Annotated in this window: 21 protein-coding genes; 12 read left to right on the top strand and 9 right to left on the bottom strand. The window is 67.7% G+C overall.

The window, feature by feature from the left end; translation table 11 throughout:
* Positions 1 to 43 precede the first annotated feature (43 nt).
* Positions 44 to 1,690, top strand: a complete 1,647-nt coding sequence (locus ACTIL2_RS12875) for a flavin-containing monooxygenase (RefSeq protein ID WP_442337868.1) — start codon at positions 44 to 46, stop codon at positions 1,688 to 1,690.
* Here the strand turns inward: ACTIL2_RS12875 and ACTIL2_RS12870 are convergent.
* A complete protein-coding gene (locus ACTIL2_RS12870) occupies positions 1,575 to 2,537 on the bottom strand; it encodes an EamA family transporter (protein WP_442337867.1) in 963 nt (320 codons plus the stop codon). The two genes, ACTIL2_RS12875 and ACTIL2_RS12870, sit on opposite strands and share 116 nt — an antisense overlap.
* Before the next feature lie 66 nt (positions 2,538 to 2,603).
* On the opposite strand from ACTIL2_RS12870, the gene ACTIL2_RS12865 reads away from it, so the two are divergent.
* Positions 2,604 to 3,548, top strand: a complete 945-nt coding sequence (locus tag ACTIL2_RS12865; protein ID WP_442337866.1) for a LysR family transcriptional regulator — start codon at positions 2,604 to 2,606, stop codon at positions 3,546 to 3,548.
* 15 nt (positions 3,549 to 3,563) lie between these two features.
* On the opposite strand, the gene ACTIL2_RS12860 is transcribed toward ACTIL2_RS12865, so the two are convergent.
* Positions 3,564 to 3,740, bottom strand: coding sequence for a DUF4236 domain-containing protein (locus tag ACTIL2_RS12860; protein ID WP_442337865.1), 177 nt, complete (start codon positions 3,738 to 3,740; stop codon positions 3,564 to 3,566).
* Positions 3,741 to 3,781: 41 nt separating this feature from the next.
* On the opposite strand from ACTIL2_RS12860, the gene ACTIL2_RS12855 reads away from it, so the two are divergent.
* From ACTIL2_RS12855 to ACTIL2_RS12845, 3 genes are all read left to right on the top strand, one after another.
* Positions 3,782 to 4,678, top strand: a complete 897-nt coding sequence (locus tag ACTIL2_RS12855) for an HAD family hydrolase (RefSeq protein WP_442337864.1) — start codon at positions 3,782 to 3,784, stop codon at positions 4,676 to 4,678.
* A 127-nt stretch (positions 4,679 to 4,805) separates the two neighbouring features.
* Positions 4,806 to 5,357, top strand: coding sequence for a hypothetical protein (locus ACTIL2_RS12850; RefSeq protein ID WP_442337863.1), 552 nt, complete (start codon positions 4,806 to 4,808; stop codon positions 5,355 to 5,357).
* 60 nt (positions 5,358 to 5,417) lie between these two features.
* Entirely contained in the window at positions 5,418 to 6,602 is a 1,185-nt protein-coding gene (locus ACTIL2_RS12845; RefSeq protein WP_442337862.1) for an MFS transporter, read from the top strand.
* Here ACTIL2_RS12845 and ACTIL2_RS12840 read toward each other — a convergent pair.
* The 4 genes from ACTIL2_RS12840 to ACTIL2_RS12825 are packed head-to-tail and all read right to left on the bottom strand — an operon-like array spanning position 6,571 to position 9,903.
* Complete coding sequence (locus ACTIL2_RS12840; RefSeq protein WP_442337861.1) at positions 6,571 to 7,182, bottom strand: response regulator transcription factor; 612 nt, start codon at positions 7,180 to 7,182, stop codon at positions 6,571 to 6,573. The two genes, ACTIL2_RS12845 and ACTIL2_RS12840, sit on opposite strands and share 32 nt — an antisense overlap.
* Positions 7,179 to 8,264 carry a sensor histidine kinase gene (locus ACTIL2_RS12835; RefSeq protein ID WP_442337860.1) on the bottom strand — a complete coding sequence of 362 codons (1,086 nt, stop codon included), beginning with the start codon at positions 8,262 to 8,264 and terminating at the stop codon, positions 7,179 to 7,181. Before ACTIL2_RS12835 ends, ACTIL2_RS12840 begins: the two co-directional genes overlap by 4 nt.
* Positions 8,261 to 9,037, bottom strand: coding sequence for an ABC transporter permease (locus ACTIL2_RS12830; protein ID WP_442337859.1), 777 nt, complete (start codon positions 9,035 to 9,037; stop codon positions 8,261 to 8,263). Before ACTIL2_RS12830 ends, ACTIL2_RS12835 begins: the two co-directional genes overlap by 4 nt.
* A complete protein-coding gene (locus ACTIL2_RS12825) occupies positions 9,034 to 9,903 on the bottom strand; it encodes an ABC transporter ATP-binding protein (RefSeq protein ID WP_442337858.1) in 870 nt (289 codons plus the stop codon). Before ACTIL2_RS12825 ends, ACTIL2_RS12830 begins: the two co-directional genes overlap by 4 nt.
* 88 nt (positions 9,904 to 9,991) lie before the next feature.
* Between ACTIL2_RS12825 and ACTIL2_RS12820 the strand changes: the two genes are divergently transcribed.
* The 3 genes from ACTIL2_RS12820 to ACTIL2_RS12810 all read left to right on the top strand — a co-directional run bounded on the left by ACTIL2_RS12820 (position 9,992) and on the right by ACTIL2_RS12810 (position 14,643).
* Positions 9,992 to 11,098 (top strand): hypothetical protein, encoded by a 1,107-nt coding sequence (locus tag ACTIL2_RS12820; RefSeq protein ID WP_442337857.1) that lies wholly within the window; start codon positions 9,992 to 9,994, stop codon positions 11,096 to 11,098.
* 57 nt (positions 11,099 to 11,155) lie between these two features.
* Positions 11,156 to 13,048 (top strand): BCCT family transporter, encoded by a 1,893-nt coding sequence (locus ACTIL2_RS12815; protein ID WP_442337856.1) that lies wholly within the window; start codon positions 11,156 to 11,158, stop codon positions 13,046 to 13,048.
* A 107-nt stretch (positions 13,049 to 13,155) separates the two neighbouring features.
* Positions 13,156 to 14,643: a flavin-containing monooxygenase gene (locus ACTIL2_RS12810; protein WP_442337855.1), complete on the top strand. Its 1,488-nt coding sequence runs from the start codon at positions 13,156 to 13,158 to the stop codon at positions 14,641 to 14,643.
* Positions 14,644 to 14,674: 31 nt separating this feature from the next.
* On the opposite strand, the gene ACTIL2_RS12805 is transcribed toward ACTIL2_RS12810, so the two are convergent.
* The 3 genes from ACTIL2_RS12805 to ACTIL2_RS12795 form a co-directional block, all read right to left on the bottom strand.
* Positions 14,675 to 15,451: an SDR family oxidoreductase gene (locus ACTIL2_RS12805; protein WP_442337854.1), complete on the bottom strand. Its 777-nt coding sequence runs from the start codon at positions 15,449 to 15,451 to the stop codon at positions 14,675 to 14,677.
* A 54-nt stretch (positions 15,452 to 15,505) separates the two neighbouring features.
* A complete protein-coding gene (locus ACTIL2_RS12800) occupies positions 15,506 to 16,585 on the bottom strand; it encodes an iron-siderophore ABC transporter substrate-binding protein (RefSeq protein ID WP_442337853.1) in 1,080 nt (359 codons plus the stop codon).
* A gap of 89 nt (positions 16,586 to 16,674) precedes the next feature.
* Positions 16,675 to 17,769: an esterase/lipase family protein gene (locus tag ACTIL2_RS12795; protein WP_442337852.1), complete on the bottom strand. Its 1,095-nt coding sequence runs from the start codon at positions 17,767 to 17,769 to the stop codon at positions 16,675 to 16,677.
* Between the two features lie 351 nt (positions 17,770 to 18,120).
* Between ACTIL2_RS12795 and ACTIL2_RS12790 the strand changes: the two genes are divergently transcribed.
* The 4 genes from ACTIL2_RS12790 to ACTIL2_RS12775 all read left to right on the top strand — a co-directional run bounded on the left by ACTIL2_RS12790 (position 18,121) and on the right by ACTIL2_RS12775 (position 20,090).
* Entirely contained in the window at positions 18,121 to 18,255 is a 135-nt protein-coding gene (locus ACTIL2_RS12790) for a hypothetical protein (protein WP_442337851.1), read from the top strand.
* A 79-nt stretch (positions 18,256 to 18,334) separates the two neighbouring features.
* Positions 18,335 to 18,565 (top strand): type II toxin-antitoxin system VapB family antitoxin, encoded by a 231-nt coding sequence (vapB, locus tag ACTIL2_RS12785; RefSeq protein WP_442337850.1) that lies wholly within the window; start codon positions 18,335 to 18,337, stop codon positions 18,563 to 18,565.
* Positions 18,562 to 18,981 (top strand): type II toxin-antitoxin system tRNA(fMet)-specific endonuclease VapC, encoded by a 420-nt coding sequence (vapC, locus tag ACTIL2_RS12780; protein WP_442337849.1) that lies wholly within the window; start codon positions 18,562 to 18,564, stop codon positions 18,979 to 18,981. Before vapB ends, vapC begins: the two co-directional genes overlap by 4 nt.
* 32 nt (positions 18,982 to 19,013) lie before the next feature.
* The gene (locus ACTIL2_RS12775; protein WP_442337848.1) at positions 19,014 to 20,090 is read left to right on the top strand and encodes a D-cysteine desulfhydrase; all 1,077 of its coding nucleotides are present in this window, start codon (positions 19,014 to 19,016) and stop codon (positions 20,088 to 20,090) included.
* Positions 20,091 to 20,235 lie beyond the last annotated feature (145 nt).

Raw genomic sequence — 20,235 nt, 5'->3', positions numbered from 1 at the left:
AACCGCCGGATGTTTCGTTTCCGCACCGGTAGTGTGACGGAGTATGAGCACCACACCACACAGCACCACTGGAAGCACCGCGGGCGCCCCCCTCGACCTCCTGATCGTCGGCGCCGGCATCGCGGGCATCGACATGGCCCATCACGTGGTCAAGGAGTTCCCCGGCTGGAGCTGGACCATCATCGACTCCAACGACGACATCGGCGGCACCTGGAACACATTCACCTACCCGGGCATCCGCTCCGATTCGGACATGACCAGCTTCTCCCTGCCCTACAAGCCGTGGCCACACGAGGGAACCCTCGGCGAGGGCGGCGACATCAGGGAGTACCTGCGGGACGCCGCCCGCGAGGACGGGTTCCTGCAGCGTATCCGCTTCAGCACGTGGATGAAGTCCATGAATTTCGTCACCCGCGGCCCGACCGCCGAGGAGCACGGCCCGCACTGGGAGATCACCACCGTCCAGGCGTGGCGCCATGGCCCCGACGACAGGCCGGACGCCCCGGCGGAGGCCGGCGAGGAGACCGTCCTGCGGGCGCGTCGCCTGCACCTGGCCTGCGGCTACTACGACCACCGGGACGGTTTCCTGCCGCACTACGACGGGCAGGAGGACTACGAGGGCGAGCTGATCCACGCCCAGGCGTGGCACCCCGACACCGCCGGTGAGGTGAGGGACAGGAAGATCGTGATCATCGGCTCCGGTGCCACGGCAATCACCGTCCTGCCCGCCCTGGCAAAGGCGGGGGCGGACGTGACGATGCTGCAGCGCACCCCGTCCTGGGTGGCGGCGGTCCCGACAGTCGACACCATCAAGACGATCTGGAGCACGGTGCTGCCGGGCAGCAGGAATGCGAAGCTGACCCACAAGATCTCCCGCGCGAACCACATCCTGCGCGACATGGTGCAGTGGTACACCGCCCGGCTCACCCCGCCGGTATTCGCCGCCTATGTGTGGGCGCTGCAACTGGTCTGGCTGAAGCCGGGCCAGGTCAAGCGCGATTTCACACCGCCGTACAAGCCCTGGGACCAGCGCGTGTGCAAAGCCCCCGGCGGCGACATCTTCTCGGCGATCAAGAATGACGGCGCGAAGGTCGTCACCGGGAAGATCGACCGCTTCGTCCCCGAGGGCATCCGGCTGGAGGACGGCACCGTCCTGGAGGCCGACACCGTCATCTCCGCCACCGGGCTGCAGCTGCAGCTCTTCGGTGGGGCCGCGATGGCGGTGGACGGCGAGCCCGTCGACCCGTCCGGCCTGGTGGCCTACCGCGGGGTGCTGGTGTCCGGGATGCCGAACATGAGCTTCACCGTCGGCTACCTGAACCAGTCGTGGACCACACGTGCGGACCTGACCGCCCGCTATGTGGTCCGGTTGTGGCACCACATGCTCAACCGGGGCGAGACGCTGGCGGCGCCGGTGATCCCGGGACAGGACGTGGGGCGCAAGCCGTTGCTGGAGTTCGAGGCGGGCTACATCAAGCGTTCGGAGCACATCACCCCACGTCAGGGGGACCGCTCACCCTGGCTGTACCGCCAGGACTACCTGCGGGAGTGGCCGGAGCTGTCCCGCGGGGACGTCACGGACGAGATGGTGTTCGGGGACGACGCCGTGGCAGCAGCCGACCGGGCCGCTTCGCTCGGGGAGCAGTCGGGGCAGTCGGAGCAGCCTGCCCAGCCTGCCCAGCCTGCCTGAGCTGCGCGGTGTGCGCGGACCAGGTGATTCCGGCGGACGCGGCGATGACCAGGACGATGGTGACCGCACGCATCGCGGTGAGATCCTGGCCCAGCAGAAGGAACCCGGCGAGTGCGGCGAAAGCGGGTTCCAGGCTGATCAGCACGCTGAACACCGCCCCGGGCAGCTGACGCAGTGCGGCGAGCTCCAGGGTGTAGGGGATGACGGAGCCGAGCAGGGCGGTGACCACGACCGGCACCACCAACCACGGCTCCACGGCGATGCCCTCGACCGCGGGCCCGCCGAAGGGGGCGAGCATGGCACCGCCGAGGACCATGGCCACGGCCAGGCCACCGGTGCCGGGGATACGGCGCCCGACCGCGGCGGAACCCACGATGTAGCCGACCCAGAACATCCCGGCGACCAGGGCGAAGACAACGCCCTCCGCGGCGAGGTCGGCCTTCCCGGACAGGGTCTCCACGGCGAGCACGACCATGCCGGCGGTGGCGAGCGCAACCCACACCAGGTCACCTCGCCGCCGTGAGGTCAGCGCGGAGAAGATCAGCGGCCCGGTGAACTCGATCGCCACCGCGGCGCTCATCGGGATGAACGCCAGCGAGGCGTAGAAGAACCCGTTCATGCCGGCCATCATCACGGCGAAGAAGGCGACGGCGCGCCAGTCGCCGGCCTTCCATGCACGGAGGGCCGGCCGGGCGACGACCAGGAGGATCACCCCGGCGACGGTCAGCCGCAGGAAGGTGACCCCCCAGGTGCCGAGCGAGTCGAAGAGACTGACGGCGGTCGCCGCGCCGAACTGCAGGGATGCGCAGGACGCGAGGACGAGGGTGGAGGAACGTGCAATGCTCATGGGCACATTGTCAGGCCCACCCCAATGGTTCGTCTATCTCAAGGATATGAACGATAATGGTGAATTATGCTGAACATTCACCGCCTGACACTGCTGCGTGAACTGCACCAGCGCGGCACCCTCGCCGCCGTCGCCCGTGAGCTGCACTATTCGCCGTCCGCGGTGTCCCACCAGCTCAGTCAGCTGGAGAAGGAGGCCGGCGTCCCCCTGCTGGAGACGGTGGGACGCGGCGTCCGGCTCACGCCCGCCGCACAGCAGCTCGCGGAGCGCACCAGCGAGGTGATGAGCATCCTGGACACCGCCGAGTCCGAGCTCGCCGCCTCACGCCCCGGCGTGCAGGGCACACTGCGGGTCACGAGTTTCCAGTCCGCGCTGGCCACGATCCTTCCGGCGGCGCTGACCCTCCTGGAGAGGCGTCACCCCGACCTGAACGTGGAGGTCTACCACCGCGAGGTCGGCGAGGCCTTCGAGGGCGTCCTCGCGCACTCCTTCGACCTGATGCTGGGTGACGAGTTCCCCGGCCAGCCGGAGCCGGTGCGTCCCGGACTGCACCGGGAGGACCTGTTCGCCGATCCGATGCTGCTGGTGCTCCCGTCATCCGGGCGGTGGTCCTTCGGCGGTGACGCGGCGGAGGAGCTGGACAGTCTCGCGGACCTTGCGGAGGCGCCGTGGATCGTCGAGCCGGCGTCGATGCCGTGCGGGAGGTGGATGCGGGCCGTCCTGCGCGAGTCCGGGGTGGAGCCGCGGGTGAAGTGCGAGACGTCCGACCCCATTCTGCGCGCGCACATGACGCGGACCGGGCACGGGGTGACGATGATCCCCGCCCTGCTGGCGGGCCCGCACCTGGACCACACCCAGGCGCTGGCGATGCCGGGGTCCCCTAACCGGCAGCTGTTCACCGCGGTGCGCGACGGCTACGCGGATCATCCGGGCGTACGTGCGTTCCGTGCCGCCCTGGCGTCCGCGGCACGGCGTGAGTCCCCTGACCCGGATGAGGTGGACGAGCTGTAGCTGCGTCCTGCCCGGCTACCTCTTCTTCCAGCGGCCCCGGTAGTTCAGGCCGCCGGGCCCGCGCACGGAGAACCCGCCGCGCGAGTTCACGGTGAGCGGGCCGAAGCGCTTGGAGTAGGACGCGCCACCGCCGGAGTAGTTCACCCAGGAGTCGTCATCGATCTTCTCACGTTTACGGAACTGGATACCCATGGTGCCGAAGTGTAGCGGAACTGATGTGGGACCATTGGGTAATGACGTCAGAATCCCAGCGCACACCCCGCCCCTGGACCGATCTCGATTTCTCCGCCGAACACCCCGCTGACCTGGGGTTGGTCGTCCTGGACATGGACGGCACCCTGTTGGACGGGTCGGGGTGCGTTCCCGAGGGTTTCTGGGAGCTGCTGCCGGTGATGCAGGACCGCGGGACCGTGGTGGTCCCCGCGTCCGGACGGCAGTACGCCACCCTGCGCTCCATGTTCGCCGAGCACGGCATCCGGACCTACCTCGCGGAGAACGGCACGGTGGTCATGCACGACGGCGAGGTGGTGTCCACGTCCCCGATCGCGCATGACACGGTGCGGGACATCATCGGCGCAGCACGCACGGTCGCCGACTCCGACGTACGGCTGGGCGTGGTGGTCTGCGCGCCGGAGGTCGGCTACGTGGAGAGCACGGACGCCGAGTTCCTGGACGAGGCCTCGAAGTACTACCACTCGATGGCGCAGGTCGAGGACCTGGACGCGGTCCTGGTCCAGCAGAACCCGGACGTGGTGAAGGTCGCGGTCTTCGCCTACGGATCCGCCGAGGCCGCCGCGCCACTGCTGTTCACCGGCCAGTCCGCCGCCGCACCGCAGGTTGACGGGGAAACCGCCGTGGTGATCTCCGGGGTGAACTGGATCGACATCATGAACCCGGCGGCCAACAAGGGTGCCGCACTGCGGGAACTCCAGTCCGAGCTGGGGGTGCCGCGGGAACGCACCGCGGTGTTCGGCGACTACCTCAACGACCTGGAGATGATCCGCGAGGGCGACTACTCCTTCGCGATGGCGAACGCGCACCCTGGCATCACGGAGGCGGCGAATTACACGGCTCCGGCGAACACCGACGACGGGGTGGTCCGCGTCCTGCGGCGGTTGCTGGGGGCGTAGGCGCCCAGGGACATCCGTGCCGACCCCAACCTGAGGGGGACGCCACGGCTACCCTGGTACACCTGGAAGCATCCGGGCAGCGTCACGGGAAGAGTGGCGCAGCGAGTACGGAGAGTGGAGAAGAGCCTTGACGATACGACGTGGAACCAGAGCAGCCGCGGTCCTCGCAGCCGCGATGATCGCGCTCACCGCCTGCAGCGACGACGGGGGCGACAGCGACAGCCCCGGAGGTGACCGGTCCGAGGCCGCCGCCAGCGAGTCCGAGCAGGCCCACGAGTCCGCCACGGCAAACGGGGACGTGACCGTGTCCGCGAGGGGCGCCAACCCCATGGGCCTGACCACGACCGATACCCCACCGGATGCCGAGGAGGACACCTACACCGCCTACGGGCAGCTGGCCGTCGGCCCCGGGTCCTGCTTCGCCTTCCGCGAGACCGGGGCCCGGGGCGGCGACAACAACCCGCGCCCCCTCGTCTTCCCCGAGGACACGAACTTCACCAACGAGGGTGACCAGTCCGCCGTCGAGATCCCCGGCGGCGAACTCACCGCCGTCGGCGACGACATGGTGCTCGACGTGGTCTCCATGCAGCTCGGCGACCTCAAGGGCCTGCCCGACGCCTGCGCACAGGGCGCGTCGCAGACCGGCATGATCGTCCAGGGGGTCCACGAAGGGGAGTAGCCCTTCCCGATCCACCCCCGCTGACACCGGGGCCACGCACACCGTGCCAGAGTGTGACCCATGACACCCCCGTGGATGCGCATCGCCCTGGGCATGTTCGCCGTCGCCTTCGGCGCCAACCTCTTCGCCCCGCTCCTGCCCGTCATGCAGGACGTCCACCACCTCGGCGACGCCCCGGTGAACTTCATCCTCGCGATCTACGTCCTGGGACTGATCCCCGCCCTCATCGTCGGCGGCCCAATGTCCGACCGGAGGGGACGCCGCGCCGTGGTTCGTCCCGCGCTGCTGTTCTCCGCCGCCGGTTCCCTGGTCACCCTGTGCGCGCACCTCGGCGTCGACACCGTCACCGGCCCTGTCCTGCTCAGCGTGGGACGCATGCTCACCGGTGTCGCCGTCGGCCTGGTGCTGGCCGCCGGGGCATCCTGGCTCACGGAGGTCACCCCGGATGACGCCGGTGGCGCGGCCGCCCGGCGCGCGACGGTCGCCACCTCCGCCGGGTTCGGCGTGGGACCCCTGGTCTCGGGGCCGGTCGCCGAATGGCTCCCGGGCCCGGACGTCACCCCGCTGGCGATCCACCTGGTGATGGTCCTGGCGCTGACCCCGCTGGTGTGGGCCACCCCGGAGGCAACCGTGAAGCGCCAGCGACAGGGGGATGGACGCCGACCATTCCTCCCCCGCACCGCCGTCCACCCCCGCTTCCTTCTCTCCGTCGCCGCGTGGGCTCCGTGGGCGTTCGGCTGCGCGACCACGTCCTTCGCCGTGCTCGCCCCGCTGGTCACCGCGGACATCAGCAGCAATGTCGCCGTCACCGGTGTGATCGCCGGAACCACCATGCTGACCGGCGCGTTCGTCCAGCCCTGGGCGGGACGCCTGCGCCTGGGCGGACGCGTGCACCCCGCCGTCACCGGTCTGGTCACCGCCTCCCTCGGGATGGTGCTGGGACTCGCGGTAGTGGCCACGGAATCACCGTGGATCCTGGTCCCGGCCGCCATGGTGCTGGGCACCGCGTACGGCATCCTGATGGTCTCCGGGCTGCGCGAGGTGCAGCGCATCGCCGAACCGCACGAGCTCGGCGCGCTCACCGCCGTGTTCTACGCGGCGACCTACCTGGGGTTCTTCGCCCCGTTCATCATCGCCCTGCTCGCCCCCACCGTCGGCTACCCGGCGGTGTTCCTGGTCGGCGTGGCGGTCGCGCTGGTGAACATCGCGCTGATCACAACCACCCGTTCTTCTCGGCGATACTGACCGCCTCGAAGCGGTTGGACGTCCCGGTCTTGCCGATCACCGACGACAAGTGGTTGCGCACCGTGCCCGGGGAGAGGTGCACCTCGGCGGCGATCCCCTTCACGTCGGCACCACCCAGCGCCGCCCGGCACACCTCCACCTCCCTGTCCGTCAGCGGCGACTCCGGGGTGAACAGGGACTCCTCCGCCAGCGCGGGGTCCACGACCCGCAGTCCCCGGTCGACCCGCCGCACCGCCTCGGCGAGCTGGGACGGCGGGGTGTCCTTCACCACGAAGCCGCTGGCCCCCGCGGCCAGGGCCTTGCGCAGGTAGCCGGGACGTCCGAACGTGGTCACGATGACCGAGCGGCAGGACGCGGCAGCGGAGGAACCAGTCAACACCTCCGCCGCCTCGATGCCGGTCATCCCGGGCATCTCGATGTCCAGCAGCGCCACGTCCACGTCCTTGTCGACGACGGCGGCGAGCACCTCATCGCCGCGTCCCACCTGGGCGACGACCTCGATGTCGCTCTCCGTCCCCAGCAGCGCGGCGAGCGCTCCACGGACCAGGTCCTGGTCATCGGCGATGAGGACGCGGATCATCGCGGCTCCCCCGTCATCGACACCAGCAGAGTCGTCCCGTCCCCGGGCGCGGTGGTGACCGTCAGCGTGCCGCCGGCGTCCTCCACCCGCTCGCGCAGACCGGCGAGCCCGGAACCACAGCCGGTGTCGTCGAACCCGACCCCGTCGTCGGTGACCTGCACGCGGTCGCCGCCGAGCTGCACCTCGCAGCGTCCGGCGCGTGAATGGCGGACCACGTTCGTCACGCCCTCGCGGATCGCCCAGGAGAACAGGCGGGCGTTGGTGCCGGCCACCGAGACATCGGACGGCAGCGCCGCCGCGATACCGGCGGTGTCCAGTGCGCGGCGCGCGGCCTCGATCTCGCCCTCGATGTCCGGGGAACGCATGCGGGTCACCGTGGAGCGGACCTCCGCCAGGGCGGTGCGGGAGATCCGCGCGATCTGGTCCATCTCGTCCTTCGACGCGGCCGGATCGGTGTCGACCAGGCGGGACGCGACCTCCGCCTTCAGGGTCACCACCGTCAGCGAGTGTCCGAGCAGGTCGTGGACGTCCACGGCGATGGACTCGCGCTGCCGGGAGATCGCCAGGTCATGCTCCAGCCGACTCCGCTTCTCCTCGCGGCGGACGGCCTGCGCGATGACGTAGATGAGGGCCGGGGACACCGCCGTGGCCATCATCGCCCACGGCATCGACTCCGGTTCCATGAACCAGAACAGCCCGGTCGACGCCAGAACCAGTACCACCGACGACGGCAGGCTGACCCGCACCGGCAGCGGGAACGCGAGCATCGCGGTGAAGAAGGGGACCAGGAAGGCGGCGTTCGCCCCGATGACCGGGACAGTGGCGACCGCGATGGCGGCGAGCAGCCCGAACCAGAACGCGAACCTCTGCGGCATCGTCAGCCGCCGTGGGACGGTCTCGATGAACCCGAAGGCGACGGAGTACACCGCCGAGAACAGCACCAGCAGGAGGATCCCGGCGACCGTCCTCGCCCCCGACGCGTCGGACGCCACGAAAGCGGACGCGGGGATGAGCAGCAGCACCAGCCAGATGGATGCCATCAGGCTGCCCGTGCCGTCGAAGTCCCGGGGGACGCGACTCATTGCCGACCTTTCTCCCTGTTGTGCAACGCCAGGACGACCACGATGAACAGTGCCGACCAGGCGAAGAAGTTCACCAGTGCCCACCATAGCGGGTCGGTGACCTCACCCTGGTTGAACTGGACGGACTGGGCACCGTCCGTCAGCGGCCAGCGGGCCAGGGACACCACCCCGTACAGCGGGGTGAAGCGTCCGATGCCCATCATGGCTTCCGGCAGGGGCATGAACATGTTGCCGAGGAACGCCAGGATGACGATGGTGGTGCTGGCGACCCCGACGGAGGTTTCCGTGGGCCACAGCTGCGTCCAGATCATGCCGTAGAAGCCGAAGGGGATCGAACCGACCACGCACAGCACCCCTGCGCCGACCCAGGCCCCGTACGGCATGTCCGCCCCGGTCAGCGCGCCCACGGCAAAGACCGCGAGGACGGGCAGGATGGCCCGGATGGTGATGCCGAGCAGGCGGGACGTGAGGATCTGGCCACCGGTCAGCGGGGTGAGTGCCAGTTGGCGCCCCCACCCGGTCTGGCTCTCGACCACGACCTGGCCCGCGGCGGCGGTGGCGCCGGTGATCCCGGCGTAGAGTGCCATGCCGATCATGATGTAGGCCTTGACGTTCCCGTTGCCGATGGGGTCGTCCCCGAAGCCCATCGCCTGGCCGAAGACCAGGTAGAACACGACGGGAAGCACCATGGAGAAGAACAGCATAGAGACGTCCCGCCGGAGACGTCGCAGGTCGTGGAGGGCGAAGCGGACGGTGGTGGTTGCGGTGCTCATGACTTCTCACTTCCATTGTTGCCGGTCTTCCGGGTCAGGCGGATGAAGGTGTCCTCGAGGGTGTGCGAGTTGATCCGGAGGTCGGTGGCGTCCGTGGTGGTCAGCAGTCTGCGGGCCAGCGCGTCCGAATCCTCCGTGGTCTCGCGGTAGTGGGTGCCGTCCAGGTCGTACTCCACGACCACGTCCGAATCCAGTTTCTGCAGCTCGGAGGGGGTGCCGTCGGCGATGATCCCGCCGCTGTCGAGCAGGACGATCCGTTGGGCGAAGTTCTGGGCCTCCTCCAGGTAGTGCGTGGCGAAGACGATGGTGATGCCCTGGTCCGCCTGGACACGCATCGACTCCCAGAAATCGTGGCGGGCGGTGGCGTCCATGCCCGTGGTCGGTTCGTCGAGGATGAGTAGGTCGGGGTCGCCGAGCAGGGCGAGGGCGAAGCGTATGCGCTGCTGTTCGCCCCCGGAGCAGCGGCCGACCAGGCGGGTGCGCAGGCGGATCAGGTCGGCTTCCCCGAGCACGTCGTCGACCGGACGGGGGTTCTTCAGCGTGGAGGCGATCATCTTCACGATCCCCTCGACGGTGACGTCCGGCAGCAGTCCCCCGGTCTGCATCACCGCCCCGATGCGTTGGCCGTTGATGGCTTTCCCCGGCGGGGTGCCGAAGATCTCGACGGTGCCCTTCGTCGGTTTCGTCAAGCCCAGGACGAGGTCGATCAGGGTGGTCTTGCCCGCGCCGTTGGGGCCGAGCAGGGCGACGATCTCGCCGGTGTTGATCGTGACGTCGACACCGTCCAGCGCGGTGACGGGTCCCTCGGCGCCCTTGAAGGTCTTGCCCAGGCCGGTTGTTCTGATGGCGGTGTCTGTGGTGCTCATGCCTCCAGTCAACGGGGTTCACACCCCGCTATCCAGGGCCCCGGTCACCTTCTGCCCATGACACGTGTCAGGGCTACCCTGGACCACCATGACCCCCGATGACCTGCTCGCCGGTCCCCGCGGCCGACGCCTGCTGATGGAGTACGTACGGCTCAGCGAAGAAGTCCCGCTGCCCGCCGGGGCCCCCTTGCCGTTCCATTCGGCGGTCTTCCAGGCCTCCCACCACCTCGGCCCTCAGACCGGCAGGACCTACGGCCGCTTCACTGCTCCGTCGGATCAACCCGGCGAGTTCCCGGAGCTCGCCACGACCGCCTACGGCAACGAGTACCCCGAGGTCATGCCGCCGGATGCCGTGGCCCGCCGCATCCGCGAGACGCCCCTCGCCGACCCCACCCCTGATCTGCTGTTCCGCGCGCTGGGCATGTCCGTCGACAGCGCCATGCACTGGCAGCCACCGGACGGGGAGGACGTCCTGGCGTCCTGCACTCCCGTCACCGATGCGCTGCAGGACGCTGCGACGCTCATCGCCGCGTCCTCCCTGACCGGGTGGTGGAGCTCCCCGGTGGACATGGCCGACCAGTGGACCGTGCGCTGGGGCGATGACCCCGGCGAACCGGTGACCGGTGAGTCCACCTGCCCGGCGGAAGGTCGCCGGGGCGGCGAATGGTGGTCGTTCCCGCCGCACCCGGTGCCGTCCTCCGCGCGGCGGGTGTTCGACGGCGAGCGGCAGGTTCCGGCCTCGCTGGCGTTCCTGGAGGACGCCCTCCGCGATGACGGCTGGGTGCGCGGACTGCACGTGCCGGATTCCGCGCGCGCCGCGGCGGCGTACGAGATCACCGGAGCCGACGACTGGGCGGAGCTGTGCCGTCGGTTCCCGTTGGACGTCACCGGATCCGTGGAACGGGAATGGGGCCAGGTGACCGGGGGAACGGTTGCGTCGGGCTCCGGGCAGCGCTGGGTGGTCCCGGACTGGGCCGCGGTGTCCCGGCACTACGACGGTGTGCACCTGACTGCCGCCGCGTACCTGTCCTCAGCAACCCGGGCGATCCCGGTCGGCGACCGGGCGTCCGGCGGCACCGCGTCGATGATCGCGGGCTGGGCACCGGACGAGACCTACTGGTTCACGCAGGTCAAAGCATCAGCGGAGACGCAGCGGTGGGAGATATCCGGTGAACGGTGGATACCTTTCCTGTAATGTCGGGCAACGTTTCTGACTACAGAACCACAATCGCCAAGGAGTGACTCTCCCCAGATGCCGAGCGCATCCCCCGACGATCCCGAGACTTCCACCCCTGCCCAGGACCACCACTCCGGCCGAATACGGCAGGCGTTCAAACGCGCCGCCACCGGCAAACAGTCCATTCACCCCGCCCTCGTCCCCGGCATCAGTGCCGAGGACACCGCCATGAAATTCCCGACCAGGCCCGGTGTATTCGTCACCGCCCTGGTCGTCGCGATCGGTTTCATCGCCTGGGCCGCCTTCGCCCCGGACAATATCGCCGAGACCGGGTCCACGATGCAGGCATGGGTCGTCCAGAACTTCGGCTGGCTCTACGGCGCCATCGCCGTCGGCTGCGCGGTGTTCATGTTCGTCATCGCCTTCCGGCACACCGGGCGTATCCGCCTGGGCCCGGACAATGCCGAACCGGACTACTCCACCGCCTCCTGGATATCCATGCTCTTCGCCGCCGGCCTGGGCATCGGTCTGATCTTCTACGGTCCGATGGAACCGTTGCAGCACTTTCTCGAAGCGCCCCCGGCGACCGACGCAGAGAGCGGGACGATGGAAGCCGTGCTGCCCGGTATGTCGCAGGCCATCCTGCACCAGGCCAGTTTCGCCTGGGGCATCTACGCCCTGGTCGGCGGCGCGCTGGCGTACAGCACCTACCGCCGTGGACGTCCCCCGCTGATCTCCGCCGTCTTCGAGCCGGTGTTCCCCAACGGCAGCAACCGCGCCCTCGGCAAGCTCATCGACGTTGCCGCCGTGCTGGTCACCCTGTTCGGCACGGCAACCTCACTGGGGATCGGCGCCCTCCAGATCAGGACGGGCACCTCGATCCTCACCGGCCAGCCGCTGGAGGGCAACGGCTACGTGGTGGTGGCGATGTCCGTCCTGACGGTCATCTTCATCATCTCGGCGGTGACCGGCATCAAGCGCGGCATCCGCGTGCTGTCCAACCTCAACATGGGGCTGGTCATTTCCCTGAGCCTGTTCGTGCTGGTCACCGGACCAACCCTTTTCCTGCTGGATCTGCTGCCGACCACGGTCTACAACCTCGCCGAGAACCTGATGGGCATGCTCGAGGTCAGCGCCAGCCAGGGCGAGGTGGAGTCCGAGTTCGTCACCGCCTGGACCATGCTGTTCTGGGCGTGGTGGATCTCATGGTCCCCCTTCGTGGGCATGTTCATCGCGAAGATCTCCAAGGGCAGGACGATCCGTCAGTTCGTCACCGTGGTCGTCCTGGTGCCCTCCGCGATCTCCACCGCCTGGTTCGTCATCTTCGGTGGCAGCGCCATCAAGATGACCCTCGACGGCAACCCGATCGCCATCGAGGACTCCGGCGAGAACGTGATGTTCGACATCATGGACAACCTCCCGCTGGCGGCGGTGACGTCGCTGGTCGTGATCATCGCCGTGGTGATCTTCTTCGTCACCGCCGCGGACTCCGCCACGGTGGTGATGGGCTCGATGTCCCAGTCCGGCCGCGCCGTGCCGTCCCGCGCCGTGACCATCACCTGGGGTGCCGCCCTGGGGCTGATCGCGATCTTCCTGCTGCTGGCCGGCGGGGAGGACGCCCTGTCGGGGCTGCAGTCGATCATGGTCTCCTGCTCCCTGCCCTTCGCCCTGATCATCATCGGGATGATGGTGTCCTGGTGGAAGGACCTGAACAATGACCCGGCGACGATCCGGCGGAACTACGCCCGGTCCGCGATCACCAAGGGTCTGCGCCGGGGCATCGACGAGCACGGGGACGATTTCGTCTTCGGCGTCGACCGGGTGCCGTCCGAGGAAGGGGCGGGAGCGAAGTTCGACAGTGACGATCCGTCGCTGACGGACTGGTACACCGACGCGGCGGAGGGGTGTCCGACACGTCCGACGCCGACGCTGACGCTGACGATGGCGACCCCGACTCACCGGAGGTAGAGTCCCGGGCATAGTCATCCGCTGACACCGGCAGATACCCAGCCGATGTCACGTGCACATGAACCGCTGATTTCCGCCGCGCCGGGGTAGGAGGATGGATTCTCGTCATGTCGGGCACACCGACCGGCACCGCGGAGAACCCGCTCGATCTGCTGATCGTGGGTGCGGGTCTCTCGGGGATCGACCTCGCCCACCATGTCGCGCACGAGTTTCCGGACTGGGACTGGGAGATTCACGATGCCAACAGCGACCTCGGCGGAACCTGGCACACGTTCACCTACCCGGGCATCCGCTCGGATTCCGACATGGCCACCTACGGGTTCCCGTTCGCTCCGTGGCCGCACGAGGGAACTCTCGGACAGGGGCCGGACATCAAGGAGTACATCCGTGACGTGGCCGCGCGCTGCGGTGCCCTCGACCGGCTCAGGACGGAATCCTGGATCCGCGACTCCAACTGGCTGACGGACAAGAAAATGTACGCGGCCACCGCTGTGACGAACGAGGGCGAGCGTACGGTCCACGCCCGACGCGTCCACTACGCCTCCGGGTACTACGCGCACGGCCGGGGTCACCGACCCGACTTTCCCGGTGAGCAGGACTTCCGTGGGACGATCATCCATCCACAGGAATGGCCCGCGGACCCCGGGGACATGGATTGTGCGGGACGCAGGATCACCGTCATCGGGTCGGGCGCGACGGCAGTGACACTGGTGCCGGCGCTCGAGCGGGAGGGGGCGTACGTGACGATGCTCCAGCGCAGTCCCACCTACGTTGCGCCACTCCCGGAGGCGGACAAGATCAGCGGTTTCTGGAACAGGGTCCTCCCCTCGGGCGCCGCGTACCCCGTTGCGCGACTCAACCATGCTGTACGTGACATGGTGCAGCAGTTGATCGGCCAGCGTGCCCCGCGACTGTTCTCCCTGGCACTGCGACGGATGCAGCGCCGGTACCTTGACGACGGAGAGATCGGGAAGCACTTCACTCCGCGGCACAAGCCGTGGGAGAAGAGGGTGTGCAAGGCACCGAACGGCGACCTCTTCTCGTCGCTGGGCCGCAACGCCGCCATCGTCACCGACACCATCGACCGATTCACCACCGACGGCATCCGTGTGGGTTCCGGTGACGTCATCCCCGCCGACATCATCGTCACCGCCACCGGCATGGACCTGCTGGTGTTCGGTGGTGGGACCCTGAGCATCGACGGGCATGCCCTACCGGTCAGCGAACAGGTCCTCTACCGCGGAATGATGCTCGCCGGTCTCCCTAACTTCAGCTTCACCGTGGGGTACATCAACGGGTCCTGGACGCTGCGCTCCGACCTTGTGTCCCGGTACATGGTCAAACTGTGGAAGAGCGGCGAGGAGTTCTACTGCCCCGCTCCACCACCGGAGCCGGCCGACCGGCCATTGTTCGACTTCGCTGCCGCATACCTGCGACGTGGTGCCGACGAGTTTCCGGCACAGGGGTACACGTCACCGTGGCTCTACACCCAGAACTACCTGAAGGAGTTGCTCGAGTTCACCTTCGGTGACCAGCGGCAGAGCATGACATTCGGGGACCGTAGTCTGGCACTCGCCGAAAGCGGTCGACCCTGAACACGGGTCGACCGACGATGCGCTTCCGGAACTACCCGCCGATCAGCTTGTTGACCTGGCGGACGATCGGGGACGGGCTGAAGCGGATCAGCCAGCGCAGTGCGAGGTCGGGGAAGGACACGGAGTAGTCCTGGCGCTGACGCTCGAGGATGTTCTTCGGGTTGACCGACTTCCAGACGGCGTTGGCGACGTCCTCGGTCTTGATCCGCACACCAAGACGCTTCGTGGAGGCGGCCTCCACGTCGGCGAGCTTGGTCTTGACCCAGAGGGGCATGAGGTTCAGGACGCGGATGTCGTCCTTGCGCCACTCGAGGCTCAGCGCCTGGGTCATGCCTTTCACGTAGAACTTCGACGCGGAGTACGGGGTGATGAACTGCTGGCCGTACAGGGCGGAGGCGGAACCCATGTTGACCAGGTGAGCACCCTTCGTGGCTTTGAGGTAGGCGTGGGCGGCCTTGGCGCCGAAGGTCACGCCGGTGGCGTTGATCTCGACGGTCTTGGCGATCAGGCCCGGCGCCTGGTCGGTGATGCCGCCGTCGCCGATGATGCCGGCGTTGTTGTCCAGCACGTCGAGGGTGCCGCCAGTGTGGGAGGTGAAGTCCGCGAGGGCATTCTCCCAGCTCTCGTAGTCGGTGACATCGAGATGACCGGTGACGATGTCCGGGTAGTCCTCCTTGAGCTTGGCGAGGCCGGCCTCGTCGATGTCGTATGCGCCGACGAGCCACCCCTCCTCATGGAACTTGAGTGCGACCTCGCGACCGATGCCGGCTGCGCCGCCGGAGATGAAAATGCTCTTCTTAGATGCCATGGGGAGCAACTTACCGTGATGTGGCTCATGCTGTCAGGTTGTTTGCGAAACAAGTCATGTTTTTATGACTCCGGAGAGCAACGGGGCCAGCGTCGTCAGCTCCCACTGGGTCGACAGCGGTCCGGGGTACCCGACGGCCCAGGCGCGGTTGCCCTCCTCCTTCTCCCCGTCGACATCGAAGGCGGCCTCGGGCGGATCGTTGAAGGCGTGGTTGTGGATCACCAGGACGTTGCCGTCCTTCGCCGCCTGCAGCTCCTTGAACAGCGGGTTGTCCTCCAGGTCCCCCGCCTTCCCGTTGGAGTTGTCGATGACCACGATCACGTCGGCGGCGATGTCGCCGATCCGCTCCTCGGACACCGGGTCCTTCCACTCCTTGTCCGCGTTGGGCGCATCGGTGAAACCGATGCTGCCGAGCAGCGCGGACAGGTCGGTGCCCGCCGGGTTGAGGTACAGCATCCGGTCGAGCCCGAAGTAGTTGATCATCGAGATGGACTTCCCGTCGAACTCGGGGTGCTCCTGTTTGATGTCCGTGGCGGTCTGCTCGGTGGTCTCGATGACCTCCTCGGCCTCCGCCTGCTTCCCGAGGGCCTTGCCGAGGTTCGTGGTGGTCTGCTGCCAGTTCCCGTCGAGGTCGTCGGTAGTTTCAGCGGCGATGACTGGGGCGACGGCCGAGAGTTGGTCGTAGTGCTGGCTGAGGTCCATGTTGCTGGCGACGATGAGGTCCGGTTCCACCGCGGCAAGCTCCTCGATGGGGGCCATGCTGTCGTCGTCGTAGCTGAAGAAGGCCTCCGGCTCCCCCGGCATGGCCTCCATCGTGTAGAACTCCTGCTCCTCGGTGGAGTCCCCCATGATCACGGGGGTCTCCCCCAGCGACGCAAGGACGTCGGCGTCCTTGTAGCCCAGGGAGGCGATCCGGGTCGGTTTCTCCGTCAGGGTGGATTCGCCCCACGGGGTGGTGAAGGTGACCGGGTAGGACGCTTCGTCCTCCGCGGATGCCCCCTCGGACGCTCTGTCTGTGCTGCCGGTTCCGGTGGAGTCGGCGCCGTCGTCGGACGAGCAGCCGGCGAGCACCATGCTCACGGCGATGATCGGCGCAATGGCCGTGACCACTGACCGGCGAAGGGTTGGGGACATGGGGATCTCCTCGTTGGAAACGTCTCACTGCGCAAGTTACGCAGTTCACATCAACCTACGGTGAGGTGGACGGATTAACAAGGGTCCCCTTAGCTACTTGGTAGGCTGCCCGTCACCGCATCGTCCGGAATCGGGTGCATGTTCTCCGACAGCCAGCCGAAGGGGCCGGTGAGGAACTCGGTCGGCCCGGTGGTTCCCGCGCCCATGATCGGCGAGTTCGGCGTGCAGCGTTTGGCGTCGTCCGGCACGCTGCCGGGGGTCAGTGCGTCCCGCACGATGTCCGTGACGTGCGGCGAGTAGGACATCGAGATGTGGTCGGAGTGGTCGGCGGCGCACCCGTCCTGCACGGTGACGTTGTTGACCGTGGACCCTTCCCCGGCCTCCAGGAACGTGCGGTGGTAAGGGGTGGTGACCTCGTCGTACCTCGTGGCGACCGCGGTGTAGTCCACTCCCGGCATCGTGTCGCCACCGGCATTCAGCCGGGTGAGCAGGGGCGAATCGTAGACCTGCTGCATGCCGGCCTCCCCGACCACGTAGTCCAGTGCCGGATCGAGGTTCAGCCCGAGCTGGCCGATGAACCGGTCGAGGTTCCCGATGCCGGACATTGTGGTGCCGTGGTTGGTCGCCCCGAGTGTGACCGGATGATCGACCTTCTCAGCCCCACCGTTGAATTTCAGGTACTGGCGGGAGAGCAGTCCGCCCTGGGAGTGCCCGACCAGGTCGACCTCCTCCGCACCGGTCGCCGCGAGAACCTTGTCGACGAAGCTGGCGATCCCCCCGCCGGACGCCGCGATATCGGTGGTCCCGAAGGTGTTCGGCAGCAATGACCCCACCCCTCCCTTGTTCAGGACCTCACCCATCCCGTGGTTCGTGGCGAAGACGCAGTAGCCGTCCTCCGCCAGCTGCGGGGACAGTCCCGCCCAGTTGTCGTACGCGTTCTCCCAGGTCCCGTGGACCAGGACAACGGGATTGGGATGCTCCTCAGTCGGTGCACAGTCCCAGTCATTGGCACCCGGCGGCGATCTGTGGGGGTCGATGAAGCTCTCGGCGAAAGCGTCGATGAAGTTGGTGGACGGCTGAGTCGGCTGCGCCGGCTGGGTCTGCGCGTTCGCCGCGGGGACCCCAACGGTCACGGCGAGCGCGACTGCCCCGAAGATTGCGGGGATACTTCTCCTGGAGAACATACTTCGAACCCTACAGTGATGTGCATCACATTCCTAGGATCCTCCGGCGAGCATTGCCCTGATCCCCGCGATGCGCAGCTCCACGAAGGAGTCGAACGCCGCCATGGACACCCTCTCGAGAATCAGTGAAGTCGTTTCGTTGGCCTCACAATCGGGTTCGGGACGGCCTGAATCCTTGCCCCCTGGCGCGACCCCTTACGCCCGGTACCGCGTCGCGAACTCACTCGGCGACTCCCCGTGATAGGACGCGAACACGCGCCGGAAGGCGTTGGTGCTGGTGTAGCCGACCCGGTGGGCATCGGCGGTGCGGACCAGACGTCCCGGTTCTTATCGATGCGCGAGAGAGTTCAGGTGAGTGACGCGGTACCGGACGGTGCTGCAATCCTGACCTCCGATGCGGAGGAGAACCGGTACATGATCGACATCAACGAGTCGCTCGGTTTCCGCCCCCTCCGCAACGAAGCGATCTCCCAGCGGTCCTGCTGATGAGACTGCCCTTGCCCTGGTGTTTACCCCGAGTAGTATGGGATATACCTTATGTATATCCGCCCCGAAAGGATGACCAATGAGCAGGACGTCGCTGTTCTACAGCAATCGGACGCAGGCCGTCCGCCTATCGAAGGATGTCGCGATGCCCGAGTCCGTCAACGATGTCGACGTCGTGGCCATCGGGGACATCCGGGTGATCATGCCGGTTCGCGCAGATATCAATGACTGGTGGGAAAACGGGCTCACCCCCACCGACGACTTCCTGGCTGATCGAGACCAACCACGGGCGCAGGAGCGCGACTGGTGAGCAACGGGTACATGCTCGACACCAACATCCTCGTGTTCGCCCTGCGCCGCACCCGCCCATCCCTGCGCGACCGCATGAAGGCTGCGCACGGTTCCCTCCTTGTGTCGACCATTTCCGTGTCAGAACTGCGGTACGGCGCCGACCGTTCTTCCGACCCGATGAGGAACCGCATCGCGACCGAGGATCTCCTCACCCAACTCACCGTCGTCCCCTTCGACAAGGGGGCCGCCGAGCACGCGGGTGAGATCCGGGCCGAACTCGCACAGCGCGGAACACCGATCGGCGGGTATGACCTTCTGCTCGCCGGTCACGCCCGTGCGGCCGGGCATACGATGGTCACGAACAACATCCGCGAGTTCACCCGCGTTCCCGGTCTTGTTGTCGAGGACTGGACCGCGACCGGCCCGGTCGACTGAAGCTACCCACATAGGCAGGCACAATGGCGGGCATGGACTCCGCAGCGTTCCCTCACACCCGCCTCGACTCCCTGCCCCGCCGCCGCTACACCGACGGTCCAACCCCGATCGAACCCCTTCCCCGTCTCAGTGAAGCCCTCGGCGGGCCCGAGATCTGGGTCAAGCGGGACGACCTGCTCGGCCTGACCCTCGGCGGCAACAAAACCCGCAAGCTGGAGTTCCTCGTCGCCGACGCACTGGACAAGGATGCGGACACACTGATCACGATGGGTGGCGTCCAGTCGAACCACTGCCGCCTCACCCTCGCCGCGGCCCGGCGCGAAGGCCTCGACTGCCTCCTCCTGCTCGAGGAGGACCTCGGTCCGGACGGCACGGCGGTCCCCGGCGGCCCCGGCGCGAACCCGCCCGCGTACAACGGGAACTTCCTGCTCTTCGACCTGTTGGACGCCCAGGTTGAGGTCCTTGCCAACGGCAGCGACCTCACCGCACGGGCCGAACAGCTCGCCACGGAACTGGAGGCACGCGGGAAACGGCCGTACATCATCCCGGTGGGTGGCTCGAACGTCCTCGGTGCGCTGGGCTACGTCGACTGTGCCCGGGAGATCCTGGCCCAGACCGCGGAGCTCTTCCCTGACCATCAGCCGACCTGGGACGCGGTGATCACCCCGAGCGGGTCGACCGGGATGCAGGCGGGCCTGGTCGCCGGACTGCACACGTTCAGCGGCGACAGCGCCAACAACGCCGGCCACACCCCCGTCGTCGGCATCAATGTCAGCCGGGCCCGCGACGCACAGGAGGAGAAGGTCGCCGAACTCGTCAGCGACGTGACCGGCTTCCTCGGGGCTGATTCCGTTCCCCGTGAGCGGATCATTGCCCTGGGCGACTACGTCGGCCCCGGCTACGCGCTGCGCACCGGGGAGATGGTCGAGGCGGTGCGGCTGTTCGCCCGCACGGAGGGCATCCTGCTGGATCCTGTGTACACCGGGAAAACAGCCGCCGGCCTCGTCGATCTCATCCGACGCGGCGAGTACACCGACGGCGACCGGGTGCTGTTCATCCACTCCGGAGGCGCACCCGGGGTGTTCGCCAGAGCGCCCTACTTCTCCTAGGGCGGCTGTCCTCACTATGCCCGGTAGGCGATACCGCGGGCGTCGAGGATCTCCTTCAGGCGCGTCGGGTAGTCGGTGATGATGCCGTCAGTGCCGGCGTCGATCCACTCCTCCAGGTCCGCGGTCTCGTTGGCCGTCCACGGCA

It is taken from the genome of Corynebacterium sp., assembly GCF_052107835.1.
Taxonomy (GTDB): domain Bacteria; phylum Actinomycetota; class Actinomycetes; order Mycobacteriales; family Mycobacteriaceae; genus Corynebacterium.
This window is presented reverse-complemented; position numbering and strand designations above follow the sequence as displayed.